The organism is Paenibacillus sp. XY044 (genome assembly GCF_002257645.1).
GTDB lineage: Bacteria > Bacillota > Bacilli > Paenibacillales > Paenibacillaceae > Paenibacillus_AQ.
On record NZ_NQMO01000014.1, the window covers coordinates 48,592 to 62,057 of the forward strand.

Here is a 13,466-nt window from a genome sequence, read left to right on the forward strand (position 1 = left end):
TTTTTGCGCTGGCTCGATTGTTAAAAGGCATGGTTCGTGGATACGGTCATGTTGTACTTAGCACCTTGGCTATAACATGAATATTGCTGCAATCGGCATCTCAAGCAAAAACTTACGCATTCCGCCGCACAGCCTCGTACGACTCTTCTGTCTGCGGCAGTTCCAGCTTCAGCGCCTCATACAGCTTGGAGGCGGCCAGGCGCGGCGGGTATTCGGCCGACCGGCATACATAACCGCAGGTGATGTTGACGGCATTGCCCTTGAAGGGACGGATCACCGTCCCGGCCGGAGCAGGCTGCAGGACGGTCAGCGGCACAAGGGCCGTACCCAATCCGCTCTGCACGTAAAACTTCAGCGCAGCCATGCTGCCAATTTCCATCGCATCCATAGGCGGGCCTCCGGGCTCCTGCATGATCATTTCAAGCTTCCTGCGGTAAGGACAGTCGGCTTGAGTAATCAGCAGGCGGTGTCCTCTCAGATCGGCGGGCGTGACGAGCTCTTTGGAAGCCAGTGGATGATCCTCCGGTATGAGGACGACAAAATTTTCGGTCAGCAGCGGTTCATAATAAAGCCCGGCACCAAGCTGGGGAGGAGAACAAATAGCCATGTCCAGATCTCCCCGCAGCACCTGTTCGTTCAGCTGTGGCGAGTTGGCGATCGTCACGGATACCCGTATATTAGGATAATCGCGCAGAAAAGAAGCGAGGATTTCCGGCAGCCGATAGCTGGCAACGGGCTCCACGGCGCCAAGGCGGAGATGGCCTGCTTCCCCCGACAGCAGCTCCTTCATGGTGCCTTGAAGCTGCTCCACATCCTTGACGATATGCGCGCTCTGCTCGTGAAAAAGGCGGCCCGCTTCGGTGAGTTGAAAAGTTTTGCCCCGTTCGATCAACCGGACGCCGAGCTCCGCCTCGAGCTTCTGGATTTGCATCGTGACGGTGGACTGGGCGTAATTCAGCTCCTCGGCCGCCCGGTTAAAGCCGCCAAGGGCGACGATCCGGTGAAAGGTTTTAACGGCTTTCAGGTCCATGAAATTCAGCCTCCTGCTCTATGATTCAATATTTTTGAACTCATTGTTTCATTAATTCAATTATACAAATAAGCATCGTGGGCTTACAATAGCATTGCCGGCAGGAAGTGAAACTGAAGCTACAGGAGGTTATGGAACATGCCATTTGTGCGGATTGATGTGGGGCAGGAACCCTCGGAGGAAAAATTGGCTGTCATCAGCCGATCCATTCATCAGGCGATGGTGGACACGATCGACGTCCCGGAGGACGACTATTTTCAGGTCATTACCCGGCATGGGGCAGGGGAACTGCTGTATGATCGCAGCTATTTGAACGTCGAGCGGTCCAGTCAGCAGATGTTTATACAGATTACGCTGAAGCAGGGGCGCACGCTCGCGAAGAAAAAGGCGCTGTATGCCGCCATCGCGGAAAGGCTGCAGCAATCGGCGGGCATCCGGCCGCAGGACGTTATGATCATTTTAACGGAAAATACGGCGGATAATTGGTCGTTCGGAAACGGCATCGCGCAGATGGTTCCGTGATTGGATTTCAACGAAAGTGAATAGCGCTTTGAACAAATCAGTTGCGGAGAGGAGAAGGGATTGGCATGAACATTCGGCATAAAACAGCGATCGTCACGGGCGGAGGCACCGGAATTGGGAGAGCGGTATCGATGGAGCTGGCGAAGCGGGGCGCCCGCGTGGTCGTCAATTATTCACGGTCGCGGGAAGACGCGGAGGAGGCGGTGCGGACGATTCAAGCGGACGGCGGCACGGCCATCGCGGTCCAAGCGGACGTGGCAAAGGAAGCGGAGGTCCAGGCGATGGTGGACAGAGCCGTCCAGGAGTTCGGTTCGGTCGATATTTTGATTAATAACGCCAGCATTACCCGGCATATTGCCATGAATGACCTGGAATCCGTGACCGATGAGGCGTGGGATGAGCTGTATCAGGTCAATGTGAAAGGGATGTTCTACTGCGCACGGGCAGCAGCGCCTGAAATGAAAAAGCAGAAACAAGGCGTCATCGTCAATCTGGGGAGTATCGCCGGCATAACGGGCAGCGGCTCATCGCTGCCGTATGCCGTATCCAAGGCAGCGGTGCACGGGCTGACCCGCTCGCTCGCCCGTTCACTTGCCCCGGACATTCGCGTGAGCAGCGTAGCGCCGGGGGCGGTGGCCACCAGATGGTGGGCCGGGCGTGAACAGCAGATGGAGCAGCTGGCAGGCTCCTTGCTGCTGAACCGGATTTCTTTGCCCGAGGATATTGCTCAGATGATCTGTGCCGTGGTCGAACAGGACTCGCTGACCGGTCAGGTGATTACAGTGGATGCGGGGCAGACGATGTAGAGGCAGGTGTAGAGCAGCCAGCACGCGGCGAAAAAGCGAGGCATTTTCGGTCACAGCTAAAAAATCTGCCGCACATCCGCAACATATCCGTTGCGCAAAGGACTCACTCGAGGTAACCTGATCTTAGCTGGACTAGTAAAAAACGGAATACACCAGCCGCGGAAAACATCCGTGGGATCAGGAGGGATTGCCCTATGCGCGAATGGATCGGCAAATGCCGCGATTGCGGCAGGGACATTTATTGCGAGAATGGCTTTTTGAATGGCGTGGTGCTGGAGGACCAGTCGTTGAAATGCTTTGGGTGTGCGGAGCAGCAGGATGCGGAGAATGAGGGTTCGATGCAGCATTCCGAGAAGGACCCGGATTAGCGCTGGTTACGCGTGAACAACATAAAGTTTCGTAAGGCAGCCTGAACAGGCTGCCTTTTGCTGTTTGCATCGTCAGTATTTATCCACCCCGAAAATTGTTTTCGGTTGATCGCAGTCGAATTCATTTACCCGGTTTGAGCAACCGTACATGGATCGCTACCATTCCTTGGGATCGTTGCTTGAGCCCGCGATAGGGAAAGGCTTGAATGGAAGTTCTTTGTCGAGGCATGCGCTGCCCCGGCAATTGTGTCCCTATGGCTGAAAATGGTAGGATGAAAGAAATTACAGATGATATCCATAACAGGGGATATCCGACAAGGAGGATGAGCAATTGGCGGCAGAAGAGTACGACCCGACGCTGATCGCGCGGCTGGAAAGCCCTGAACGCCTGGAGAAGCTCCCCCCGGAGAAGGTGCTGGACCTGCTGGAGTTAGCTGGCCACGAGGATCTATTGGATGTGGGCGCCGGCAGCGGTTACTTCACATTTCCGGCGGCGGCGCGAACCTCCGGGACGGTCTATGCGCTGGATACCTATCCGCAGATGCTGGACACGCTGAAAAGCCGTTCGGAAGAGCGGGGCGTTTCGAACATTCGGCTGATTCAGGGAACGGCAGAGCAGATTCCGCTCGGAGATGAAAGCGTGGACGTGATGATCCTGTCCCTCATTCTGCATATTGCCGAACCGCATGAGCAGGGAATGAAGGAAATACAGCGCGTTCTCAAAAAAGGCGGCAAGGCGCTCTGCATCGAATGGGCTTATCCGGACAGCGAACCGCCGTCGGATCACCGCATCTCCTCATCGGACATGGCCCGCATGGGAGAGGAGCTTGGCCTCAAGGTGCTCAGCCGGCAGCCGTGGTCGGAGAAATATTACAGCATCGTTTTTCAAAAATAGTGTGCTGATGATGAAAAACAATTAGAGAGAGGTGGGCTTGAGAATGAAATACAGACGGCTTGGGAAAACGGGTTTGAAGGTATCGGTGGTCGGTGTAGGAACATGGCAGTTCGGTGGAGACTGGGGCAAAGATTTTAGCCAGCAGGAGGCGGACGCCATTTTGTTCAAGGCGAAGGACCTTGGCATCAACCTGATCGACACGGCGGAATGCTATGGTCCGCATCACCTGTCCGAGAGCCTCATCGGAAACTTCCTGAAGCGGGACCGCCGGGAGGACTGGGTCGTGGCTTCGAAATTCGGGCACCGGTGGCATGATCACTGGGAAAACGCCTGGTCCGCAGAAGAGGTTCTCGTCCAGCTGGACGAGTCCTTGAAAGCGCTGCAAACGGATTATATCGACCTCTACCAGTTCCACTCGGGATCAGATGAGGTATTTAACAACGACGATTTGTGGACACTGTTGGACAAGAAGGTGCAGGCCGGGAAAATCCGCAATCTCGGCATTTCCATCGGCAGCAACGATAATTTGGAACAGACTGCCCGGGCGACCGAGCTGAACGCCAAAGCGATTCAGGTCGTGTACAACAGGCTGGACCGGAAACCGGAAGAGCGCGTCTTTCCGTCCTGTACCGAGCAGGATCTGGGCGTGCTTGCGAGAGTGCCGCTGGCCAGCGGTTATCTAAGCGGCAAGTACAAGCCCGGCGCCGTGTTCCAGGATAACGTGCGCAAACGGCATGAGCGCGATAACATCGATGCCCGTCTCCGCGAGGTGGAGGAAATCCAGCGGACCGAGGTGCCCGAAGGCGTGGGCATGGCGCAATGGGCCTTGGCCTGGTGCCTGCAGCATCCCGCCGTGGACTGCGTAATCCCGGGCTGCAAGAGCCCGGAGCAGGTCGAGGCCAATGCGGCTGCAGCAGACCTCGACATGGTTCAGGACACGCATCCGCGGGCGTGGAAATAGGCAGAAGCTCAGCAAAATCCTGATCGTTGGAGGTGCAGACCGACATATGTCCAGTAAAACAGGCGGCGGACGGGAAGAACTGCCCGTGATCTTTTTTGAAAATCAGCAGGCATGGGAGGATTGGCTGGAGGCACACCATGCCGAGTCACACGGCATTCGGCTGCAGATGGCCAAGAAACAATCGGGCATCCCGTCCATCACGTACGACGAAGCGCTGGAGGCGGCTCTCTGTTACGGCTGGATCGACAGCCGCAAGGAGCCCTGGGACGAGACGTATTGGATTCAGCGGTTCGGTCCGCGCGGGCCGAGGAGCATTTGGTCCATGATCAACAAGGACAAGGCGGAGCGCCTTATCTCGGAAGGGCGGATGAAGCCGGCCGGTCTCGCGGCAATCGAGGAAGCCAAGCAAAAAGGCCAGTGGGAGCAGGCCTATGCCTCCCAGAGCCGGTCGCAAATTCCCGAGGATCTGGAGCAGAAGTTCGAGGAGCATCCGGATGCGGCGGCCTTTTTTGCGGCATTGGACAGCCGGAACAAATACGCCATTGTATTCCGGGTTCAAAGCGCCAAGAAGCCGGAGACGAGGGCCAAGCGCATCGACCAGTTTATCGACATGCTGAAAAGAGGAGAAAAGATATATCCTTGATCCGGAAGGCGGCGATCCCGCCAGTAAACCTATAGCTTGAAATCAGACCCGGATCATTAAAATTTCCGGCGAGTGAGGCAAAACACCGAATCATCGTTCGCAGCGAGCGAAGTTTCGTACCGTGCTTTCGATTTGCAGGCGGTGAGCCTCAGCCTTTTCGGTCGCATTGATAAGCCAAAGCCTCCGTCATGACGGAGGCTTTGGCTGTTTTATGTCCGGCTGCTGCGCTTCCCTCCTGAATATTAAAGCGCCTTTCAGAATAGGCTGTTTATAGCTGAATATCATCGGAAAAAGGCACTGGAAAGGCGGGTTTTGCTTCATGCTGTTAAATATTAGCGTGCTGATGGTTTTGGTATATACGGCGGTATGTATCGGATATGTCCAAATTCACCGGAAGCATCTCTTGAACATGACCGGCAACATGGTGGCGATGACGACGGGGCTGATCTCCAATTTGACGATCGGGGTCATCCTGGGCATGATGTTTGCCGGCGACCTCGTGCTGTCCACCGGCTTGTCGGTGCTGTTTTGCTTTGCGATCGGCTACTTGGTCGGCAAGCCGCTCCATCTGCTGGCGGTGATTGAGGGTATCGGCGGGGGGATCATGGGAGGACTGCACGGAGCCATGCTCGGCGAGATGATTCCCCGTGCCCGGTGGGACGTCATGCTGTTTATTATGGATGCGCTATTTATTGCGATGACAGCCATGGTCATGTATTTGATTCACAACCAGAAATATAAAGCCCAGGAGTCTGCGGACGAAGAAGAGCGGGCGGAGGGAAGCAGTCCGGTGCCCGGGCTGATGCCGATCCGGCTTTCCTTTTGGATGCTGTATATTATCCTGCCGGTCGTTACCCTGTGCGCAGCCGCCTTGTTCAGCCATGCCGTCCCTGCCGGAGAGATCCCGGTGACGGGACATGAGATGCATTCCATGTAAGTCCTTTGCAAAATCGTTCATAAACGGATACAATACAGGTAACGGCTAAATTGTAATGATTTTGGTTACACTTACACCGCTATCGTCCGGCAGCCTGCCGGGCCTGTTGTAAACCGACTAATGGACAAAGGGGATAGGGATATGGAACGCATTCAAACGGAAGCCCAATATAACGAACTGATTCAAGGGGACGGTATCACGGTGATCAAGTATGACGCAACCTGGTGCCCGGACTGCAAAACGCTCGATAAATTTATTCCGGACATTATGGCCAAGCATCCGGATAAGAAATTTTATGCACTGGACGTAGAGCAGTTGGAGAACGTGTCTTCCCAGAACGACGTGCGCGGCATCCCAAGCCTGCTCGTGTACAAGGACGGGAAAAAAATCGCCCATCTGCACAGCAAATTCGCTAAAACGCCTGGCGAAGTTTCGGAATACCTGGAAACGCTGGAATCCAAGAATTAATTTGCATGGAACCGAAGCCATAGGCCAAGCACCCCCGCTTCACGGCAAAACGTGAAACTGGAGGGTGCTTTTTCTTTTGGAGCTCGGAAAATGACCAATTTCAAGCGTCGCCCCGTCCTGAATCCCCCAGATCAATCACGAATAAGCATCTCAGCCAAAAGCCCGCCGCGCGGGTTATTTGGCATGCGCCCGTTACGGGATTTTTTACAAACATGAAATGAAAAAGAAAGCAATACACATAGGGTGAGAACACGATGCCAAGAGAAGGATGTGCAGCCATGGCAACGACAGACGAGATTCTGCAAATGATGGATGAGCACAGCGCCAACAATTACTATCCGCTGCCGATCGTTATTCATAAGGCAGAGGGCGTATGGGTCGAGGATCTGAACGGACATCGTTATATGGATATGCTCAGCGCATATTCCGCCCTCAATCACGGTCACAGGCACCCTAAAATCATGCAGGCGCTGCAGGAACAGGCCGGCAAGGTTACCCTTACATCGCGGGCGTTTCAGAGCGAAGCGTTCGGACTTTTCGTGAGTAAGCTGGCGGCATATACCGGCAAGGACAAAATTTTGGCGATGAACACGGGCGCCGAAGCGGTAGAAACCGCGCTGAAAATGGCGAGGCGGTGGGGCTACCGGATCAAGGGCATTCCGGAAAATCAGGCCGAGATCATCGTCTGTGCCGGCAACTTTCACGGCCGTACGCTGAGCATCACCTCATTTTCCTCCGAAGAGGCGTACAAACAGGATTTCGGGCCGTTCACGCCCGGTTTCAAGATCATCCCTTACGGCGATGCTTCCGCACTGGAGCAGGCCATTACACCGAACACGGCGGCTTTTCTCGTGGAGCCGATTCAGGGCGAGGCCGGGATCGTGATGCCGCCTGAAGGCTATTTATCCAAGGTGCAGGAGCTGTGCCTCCATCATCAGGTCCTGCTGATGGCCGACGAAATTCAGACGGGGCTCGGAAGGACGGGACGCCGTTTTGCCTGCGATTGGGAGAACGTCGTTCCGGACGTGTACATCCTGGGCAAAGCTCTTGGCGGGGGCGTGCTGCCCATTTCCGCCGTCGCGGCAGACCGGGAGATCATGGACGTGTTTGAACCTGGATCGCACGGCTCGACCTTTGGCGGCAATCCTTTGGCTTCGGCGGTGGCGGCCGCTGCACTGGATGTGCTGGAGGAGGAGAAGCTGGCGCAGCGCGCCGAAACGCTTGGACGCCTATTTATGAAAAAGCTTACATCGGTCTCCCATCCCGATATCGTCTCGGTCCGCGGGCGCGGCCTGTTGATCGGGCTGCAGCTGTCCGTACCGGCCAGACCCTACTGCGAGGCGCTGGCCCGCATCGGCCTATTATGCAAGGAAACCCACGATACCACGATCCGGTTTGCGCCACCGCTCATCTTGTCCGAAGAAGAACTTGAATTTGCGCTCAGCCGAATTGGGGAGGTATTCACCGGACAAGGGAGGGCGTGAGAACGTATGGGCCAACCAACCATTTCGATTATCAGCGTACCGTTCGGTTACGGGGCGGGACGGCCGGGCAGTGAGCAGGGGCCGGACAGCATCCTGAAGTTCGGCCTGGTCAAAAAGCTGGAGCAGCTCGGCTACGACGTGGACGCCGGGCGGAGGATCCAGCTGCCTTCCAGCTTGAAGCCTTATCCCGTCACGCATATGAAGCATGTGGACCAGGTCATGGCGATCTGTTCGCAGCTGGCCCGGGAGGCTGCGGCGGCGGCATCGGCCGGCGGTGTCCCCCTCATTCTTGGGGGAGACCACAGCATTGCCATGGGCTCGCTGGCCGGGCTCAGCCGACGCTACCCGAACATGGGCGTCATTTGGGTGGACGCCCATTCCGACTTGAACACGGAGATCACCAGCCCATCCGGCAATATGCACGGCATTCCCCTGGCAGCCGCCTTCGGCCTGACGCAGCTGAAGCTGACGCAAGTCCTGTCAGGCGCCGTCCATCTGAAGCCGGAGAACTGCGTCATCATCGGGGCCCGTGATCTGGACCGGGACGAGAAGACGCTGATCCGCTCGCGGGGCATAACCTGCTTCACGATGTACGAGATCGACCGGCTTGGCATCGAGCATGTCGTGCAGGAGGCGCTGCGGATCGCCGGGACCGGCACGGACGGTCTGCACGTCAGCTTCGACATCGACAGCGTCGATCCGTTTGAGGCTCCCGGGACGGGCACGCCAGTCCGCGGCGGGCTCAGCTACCGCGAGGCTCATTTGATCATGGAGCTGATGAGCGAGTCCGGCCTCGTCACGTCCGCGGATATGGTGGAGGTCAATCCCAGCCTCGACCGGAACAACCAGACGTCGAAGCTGGCGGTGGAGCTGCTGTGCTCCTTGTTCGGCAGCCGGATTTTGTAGGCGAAGGGAGGCGTCTCCTTGGAGAAAGCCATGAAGTCTTTGTTTTTGACGCTGGCCAAAAACCGGGCGGCGAACCGCTGGGCCAAACGGTATGGACTCCGGCTCGGGGCCAGGCGCTTCGTTGCGGGCGAGACGATCGAGCATGCGATCGACGCCGTCCGCAAGCTGAATGCCAGCGGGCGGATGGCCACCCTCGATTACCTGGGGGAGTTCACGAGCAGCGAGGAGGAGGTGCGCGAGACGGCCGACATGTGCCTCAAGACGCTGGATGCGATCCACCGGTCCAAGGTGCAGGCCAACCTGTCGCTCAAGCTGACGTCCCTCGGCCTGGATTTGAGCCCGGACCTGTGCTTTGAGCTGATGCGGAGAATTTTGGCCAGGGCACAGAGCTACCGATTGTTCGTGCGGATCGACATGGAGGACCATACCCACTGCCAGCCGGCGATCGACATGCTGAAGAAGCTGCGGGGCGGTTATGACAATGTGGGCATCGTCATCCAATCGTATTTGTACCGGTCGGAGGAGGATGTGAAGGAACTGGGCGCCCAAAGGGTCAATCTTCGCCTGGTGAAAGGGGCGTACAAGGAGCCCGCAAGCGTCGCGTATCCCCGCAAGGAAGACGTGGACGACAACCTGATCCGCTTGATCAAAATGCATCTGCAGTCCGGCAGCTATACGGCGATCGCCAGCCACGACGAGCGAATCCTCAGCGAGGCAAAACGGTTCATCGAAGAGGAGGGCATTCCGCGCTCCCGCTTCGAATTTCAGATGCTGTACGGCATCTGCGAGGAACTGCAGCTGAAGCTTGTCGAGGAGGGCTACCGGTTCCGGGTATACGTCCCGTTCGGTATGGACTGGTTCGGATATTTCATGCGCAGGCTCGCGGAACGGCCGGCCAATGTATGGTTTGTGCTCAAAAATACCTTTAAGTAAAAAAGGAGTGAGGTAGCCATGAACTCGTTTGCCCGAAGCGCGGCGTTTCAAAACGAGCCTTTCACCGATTTTAACCAGCCTGAGCATCGCGAAGCTTTTCTGAAAGCTTTGGCCGCCGTCAAAAGTCAGGTGGGCCGGCGTTATCCTGTCGTGATCGGGGGAAAAGAGGTATACACGGAGCAGGAGCTGGTTTCGCAAAATCCCGGCCATGTGCGGGAAGTGGTCGGCTTGGTGAGCCAGGCCGGTACCGACTTGGCGGAACAGGCGATGCAGCAGGCGCAGAAGTCTTTTACCACCTGGAAAAGAACGACGGCAACCGAGCGGGCGGCGCTGCTGCTCAAGGCGGCTTCCCTGCTGCGCCAGCGCAAGCACGAGTTCTCCGCCTGGATGGTGGTAGAGGCCGGCAAAAACTGGGCCGAGGCCGATGCGGATACGGCGGAAGCGATCGATTTTATGGAGTATTACGCCAGGGAGACCGTCCGGCTCAGCGAGACGTCGCTGCATCAGCCGCTGACGAGGGTGCCGGGAGAAGAGAACCGCCTGCAGTACATCCCGCTAGGGGTCGGCGTTATCATCCCGCCGTGGAATTTTCCGCTGGCCATATGCGCCGGCATGACGACGGCCGCAGTGGTGACCGGCAACACGGTCCTGCTCAAACCGGCATCCAACACGTCCGTCATCGCCTACCAGTTCTTCAACCTGATGAAGGAAGCCGGATTTCCGGACGGGGTCATCAACTTTGTTCCGGGAAGCGGCGCCGTCATCGGCGATTACCTGACGACGCATCCGCAGACCCGGTTCATCAGCTTCACGGGCTCGAAGGAGGTCGGCTTGCGGATCAACAAGCTGGCTGCGGAGCAGGCCGAGGGGCAGATTTGGATCAAACGGGTCGTCGCCGAGATGGGCGGCAAGGACGGCATCGTGGTGGACGAGACGGCGGACCTGGAAGCAGCCGCGAAGGCAATCGTGGTATCGGCCTTTGGCTACCAAGGGCAGAAGTGCTCCGCCGGGTCGAGGGCGATTATCGTCGAGTCTGTCTATGATCATGTGCTTGCCCGCGTGACGGAGCTGACCAACCTGCTGGAGGTGGGGCCTGCGGAGGATAACGCGCCGGTCGGACCGGTCATTGACGAGAAGTCGCGGGACAAAATTCTGGAGTACATTGGGATTGGCAGGGAAGAGGGAAGCCTCGTCACCGGCGGGGAACAGGTCGGGGAAAACGGGTATTATATCCGGCCCGCTGTCTTTACCGATGTGCCGGTCAAGGGCCGGATCATGCAGGAGGAGATCTTCGGGCCGGTGCTCGCAGTGGTGCCGGCACGAGATTGGGAGGAAGCGATCGAAATTTATAACGATACCGAGTTCGGATTGACCGGCTCGTTCTTTTCGACGGACGAGAGCCGGATCTCGGCTGCTCAGGAGCGCATGCACTGCGGTAATTTGTACGTCAACCGCAAGTGTACCGGCGCGCTCGTAGGCGGCCAACCCTTCGGCGGCTTCAACATGTCCGGGACCGACTCGAAAGCGGGCGGACATGATTACCTGCTGCTGTTCACCCAGGCGAAGGTGACGTCCCGCAAGCTGCCCTGAGCATGCACCGCATGGCAGGAACAAATGACAAAGCACCCAGTATCTCCGGCGGTTCGCCGTGAATACAGGGTGCTTTATTGGGTTTGTTTTCGATAGTTACAGTGCTGCTAGGGCCCATTCAATCCCGGTTCTAACCTATTGATCCGGGTCCCTCTTATGAGGGCGATCACTGTGCCTTCCGCTCATTCCGCTGCAGCTGAATGAGTTCGCCGAGTTGGCGGATCGTGTCCAGCAGATGGTCGGTTTCTTCGTCCGTCAAATTTCCCAACGTCTCGACGATCCGGACCGCGCTCATTTCCGCCAGCTTTTTCAGCAGCGCAGAACCCTTGTCCGTAATGGAGATGTTGACAAACCGGCGGTCCTGCTCGCTGCGGCTGCGCACGATAAGATCTTCCTGCTCCAGCTTGTCGCAGATTTGCGTAATGGCGCTGGTGGTCAGGCCGGTGACCTTGACGATGTCCGTGCCGCGCTGGCTGCCGAAATTTTGCAAATATTGAAGTATGAACGATTCTGTCGTACTTAGCTTCACCTGGCGAACCAAACCGGCATAATCTATGATTCTTGGAAGTCTGTCCATCAATTCAAAATATCGGGTCGCTAATTCTGTAGATGTAGAATGCAAATTAATCTCCCTCCTGGAGGCAACGGACAAGCCGGCAGGCTCGAAACGTCCGTTCATGCATTTAATAGGTCCTAATGACATGTTAGTTTGATTTTAAGATACCGTCAACATTCGCCGGATGGGTTCCATGGGGACGGTATGTGCTTGACAAACCGCGCGTGGAAGATATATACTTTTCCGTGCACTTATTAAAAGTAAGCTTATATCCAATAAGCTCTTACTTATCAATCGATAGGATTATGTGATCCGAATGTGCAACCATTCATTCGCTTAATTCGACATCGATTACTCTCTTTATAACTCTCAGGATTCCATTGTTATGGCAGCCGCGACGCGGCTGCTCTTTTTTATTGCCTTGCAAGTTCCTTTAGGCGGCAGGGACAGAATTAAGAAGCTATCAAAAAAAGGTAAGAAAAACGTCTATCGACGTACCTTCAAAGAAGACAGACCGCGTCTAGAGAAAGTTTTTCTTGCGAGATCAGGAAGCAGAAGCTCCGAAACATATACTTTCTGATCTCTTAAAAAAAGGATTGACGGAAAGGTAACCGTTGGTTATATTTATGGCATACAGTTAAAGTAACCAGTGGTTATTTAATAATGGCGGAAAGGAACAAACATCCAGATGCCCAGAAAAAAGCAAGTTCGATCCGAACAAACCAAACAAGACATTTTGAATGCGGCAGGCAGCCTTTTCGCCGCCAAAGGGTACGATGCCGTCACCATGAGGGAAGTGGCGAAGGAAGCCGGCTGCTCCCATACGGCGATCTACATTTATTTTGAAGATAAGGAGGAGCTGCTTCACGAACTGTCCATACCGGCGCTAATGGAACTGCGGCTTCAGATCGAGGAGAAGCTGTCCGGGAAGCTGGAGCCGGAAGAAGCGTTGAGGCAAATCAGCCTGGGTTTTATCCGCTTTTGCCTGATTCACCGCAATATGCACCGCATCTTTTTCGAGGCACGTTCCGTAAGGGTGGACGAAGCGGAGCCCGAACTTGAGATTAACCACGTCCGCAACGGGATGTTCCGTCTGCTGATGCAGGCTGTCCAGCAGTGTCTGGATTTGCCGGAGGGAAGCGAGCGGCTGCTGTCGGCCACCCGAATTTATTTCTATCTGCTCCATGGCATTGTGGGCACTTATCAGTTTTCCGAAGAATCGGCCGAGGAACTGATGGATCGTCTGCTTCCCACGTTTCGTGAAGCGATCGAGGTTTTGCTGTTGGGCTTCCGTGCGCAACACGCGCCGGATGAATAAGGATCCGAAAAGGAGAGGTTGATGGATGAGCTTTATCGTTCTGATGCTT

Annotated in this window: 15 protein-coding genes; 13 read left to right on the forward strand and 2 right to left on the reverse strand. The window is 56.0% G+C overall.

All coding sequences use genetic code 11. The annotated features are described in order from the left end of the window. Positions 1 to 112: 112 nt before the first annotated feature. On the reverse strand, positions 113 to 1,030 hold the full coding sequence (locus CJP46_RS33255) for a LysR family transcriptional regulator (protein WP_094599907.1): 918 nt from the start codon (positions 1,028 to 1,030) through the stop codon (positions 113 to 115). A 138-nt stretch (positions 1,031 to 1,168) separates the two neighbouring features. Here CJP46_RS33255 and CJP46_RS33260 point away from each other — a divergent pair, with 138 nt between their 5' ends. The 12 genes from CJP46_RS33260 to pruA all read left to right on the forward strand — a co-directional run bounded on the left by CJP46_RS33260 (position 1,169) and on the right by pruA (position 11,543). Continuing rightward, on the forward strand, positions 1,169 to 1,552 hold the full coding sequence (locus CJP46_RS33260; protein ID WP_094599908.1) for a tautomerase family protein: 384 nt from the start codon (positions 1,169 to 1,171) through the stop codon (positions 1,550 to 1,552). A 65-nt stretch (positions 1,553 to 1,617) separates the two neighbouring features. Next, positions 1,618 to 2,358 (forward strand): SDR family NAD(P)-dependent oxidoreductase, encoded by a 741-nt coding sequence (locus tag CJP46_RS33265; RefSeq protein ID WP_094599909.1) that lies wholly within the window; start codon positions 1,618 to 1,620, stop codon positions 2,356 to 2,358. A 194-nt stretch (positions 2,359 to 2,552) separates the two neighbouring features. Next, positions 2,553 to 2,726 carry a hypothetical protein gene (locus CJP46_RS36755; protein WP_179281435.1) on the forward strand — a complete coding sequence of 58 codons (174 nt, stop codon included), beginning with the start codon at positions 2,553 to 2,555 and terminating at the stop codon, positions 2,724 to 2,726. Positions 2,727 to 3,057: 331 nt separating this feature from the next. After that, positions 3,058 to 3,621 carry a class I SAM-dependent methyltransferase gene (locus CJP46_RS33270; protein ID WP_179281436.1) on the forward strand — a complete coding sequence of 188 codons (564 nt, stop codon included), beginning with the start codon at positions 3,058 to 3,060 and terminating at the stop codon, positions 3,619 to 3,621. Between the two features lie 43 nt (positions 3,622 to 3,664). Then, positions 3,665 to 4,582 (forward strand): aldo/keto reductase, encoded by a 918-nt coding sequence (locus CJP46_RS33275; protein ID WP_094599911.1) that lies wholly within the window; start codon positions 3,665 to 3,667, stop codon positions 4,580 to 4,582. Positions 4,583 to 4,628: 46 nt separating this feature from the next. Continuing rightward, positions 4,629 to 5,225, forward strand: a complete 597-nt coding sequence (locus CJP46_RS33280; protein WP_094599912.1) for a YdeI/OmpD-associated family protein — start codon at positions 4,629 to 4,631, stop codon at positions 5,223 to 5,225. A gap of 319 nt (positions 5,226 to 5,544) precedes the next feature. Beyond that, positions 5,545 to 6,162 (forward strand): hypothetical protein, encoded by a 618-nt coding sequence (locus tag CJP46_RS33285; protein WP_094599913.1) that lies wholly within the window; start codon positions 5,545 to 5,547, stop codon positions 6,160 to 6,162. Positions 6,163 to 6,303: 141 nt separating this feature from the next. Then, positions 6,304 to 6,630, forward strand: a complete 327-nt coding sequence (locus tag CJP46_RS33290) for a thioredoxin family protein (RefSeq protein ID WP_094599914.1) — start codon at positions 6,304 to 6,306, stop codon at positions 6,628 to 6,630. Positions 6,631 to 6,908: 278 nt separating this feature from the next. Next, positions 6,909 to 8,114, forward strand: a complete 1,206-nt coding sequence (rocD, locus tag CJP46_RS33295; RefSeq protein WP_094599915.1) for an ornithine--oxo-acid transaminase — start codon at positions 6,909 to 6,911, stop codon at positions 8,112 to 8,114. A gap of 6 nt (positions 8,115 to 8,120) precedes the next feature. Then, a complete protein-coding gene (gene rocF / locus CJP46_RS33300; RefSeq protein WP_094599916.1) occupies positions 8,121 to 9,020 on the forward strand; it encodes an arginase in 900 nt (299 codons plus the stop codon). 18 nt (positions 9,021 to 9,038) lie between these two features. After that, positions 9,039 to 9,953, forward strand: a complete 915-nt coding sequence (locus CJP46_RS33305; RefSeq protein WP_094599917.1) for a proline dehydrogenase family protein — start codon at positions 9,039 to 9,041, stop codon at positions 9,951 to 9,953. A gap of 18 nt (positions 9,954 to 9,971) precedes the next feature. Then, positions 9,972 to 11,543: an L-glutamate gamma-semialdehyde dehydrogenase gene (gene pruA / locus CJP46_RS33310; protein WP_094599918.1), complete on the forward strand. Its 1,572-nt coding sequence runs from the start codon at positions 9,972 to 9,974 to the stop codon at positions 11,541 to 11,543. A gap of 166 nt (positions 11,544 to 11,709) precedes the next feature. On the opposite strand, the gene CJP46_RS33315 is transcribed toward pruA, so the two are convergent. Beyond that, positions 11,710 to 12,165 (reverse strand): MarR family winged helix-turn-helix transcriptional regulator, encoded by a 456-nt coding sequence (locus CJP46_RS33315; protein ID WP_179281437.1) that lies wholly within the window; start codon positions 12,163 to 12,165, stop codon positions 11,710 to 11,712. Positions 12,166 to 12,787: 622 nt separating this feature from the next. Here CJP46_RS33315 and CJP46_RS33320 point away from each other — a divergent pair. Then, entirely contained in the window at positions 12,788 to 13,417 is a 630-nt protein-coding gene (locus tag CJP46_RS33320) for a TetR/AcrR family transcriptional regulator (protein ID WP_094599920.1), read from the forward strand. The last annotated feature ends 49 nt before the right edge of the window (positions 13,418 to 13,466 follow it).

What these genes read in the sequence shown, in the direction of transcription:
- CJP46_RS33265 (WP_094599909.1), top strand. Translation starts at nt 1,618, where the DNA reads ATGAACATTCGGCATAAAACAGCGATCGTCACGGGCGGAGGCACCGGA.
- CJP46_RS33285 (WP_094599913.1), top strand. Translation starts at nt 5,545, where the DNA reads ATGCTGTTAAATATTAGCGTGCTGATGGTTTTGGTATATACGGCGGTA.
- CJP46_RS33260 (WP_094599908.1), top strand. Translation starts at nt 1,169, where the DNA reads ATGCCATTTGTGCGGATTGATGTGGGGCAGGAACCCTCGGAGGAAAAA.
- rocD (WP_094599915.1), top strand. Translation starts at nt 6,909, where the DNA reads ATGGCAACGACAGACGAGATTCTGCAAATGATGGATGAGCACAGCGCC.
- CJP46_RS36755 (WP_179281435.1), top strand. Translation starts at nt 2,553, where the DNA reads ATGCGCGAATGGATCGGCAAATGCCGCGATTGCGGCAGGGACATTTAT.
- rocF (WP_094599916.1), top strand. Translation starts at nt 8,121, where the DNA reads ATGGGCCAACCAACCATTTCGATTATCAGCGTACCGTTCGGTTACGGG.
- pruA (WP_094599918.1), top strand. Translation starts at nt 9,972, where the DNA reads ATGAACTCGTTTGCCCGAAGCGCGGCGTTTCAAAACGAGCCTTTCACC.
- CJP46_RS33280 (WP_094599912.1), top strand. Translation starts at nt 4,629, where the DNA reads ATGTCCAGTAAAACAGGCGGCGGACGGGAAGAACTGCCCGTGATCTTT.
- CJP46_RS33275 (WP_094599911.1), top strand. Translation starts at nt 3,665, where the DNA reads ATGAAATACAGACGGCTTGGGAAAACGGGTTTGAAGGTATCGGTGGTC.
- CJP46_RS33290 (WP_094599914.1), top strand. Translation starts at nt 6,304, where the DNA reads ATGGAACGCATTCAAACGGAAGCCCAATATAACGAACTGATTCAAGGG.
- CJP46_RS33320 (WP_094599920.1), top strand. Translation starts at nt 12,788, where the DNA reads ATGCCCAGAAAAAAGCAAGTTCGATCCGAACAAACCAAACAAGACATT.
- CJP46_RS33255 (WP_094599907.1), bottom strand. Translation starts at nt 1,030, where the DNA reads ATGGACCTGAAAGCCGTTAAAACCTTTCACCGGATCGTCGCCCTTGGC.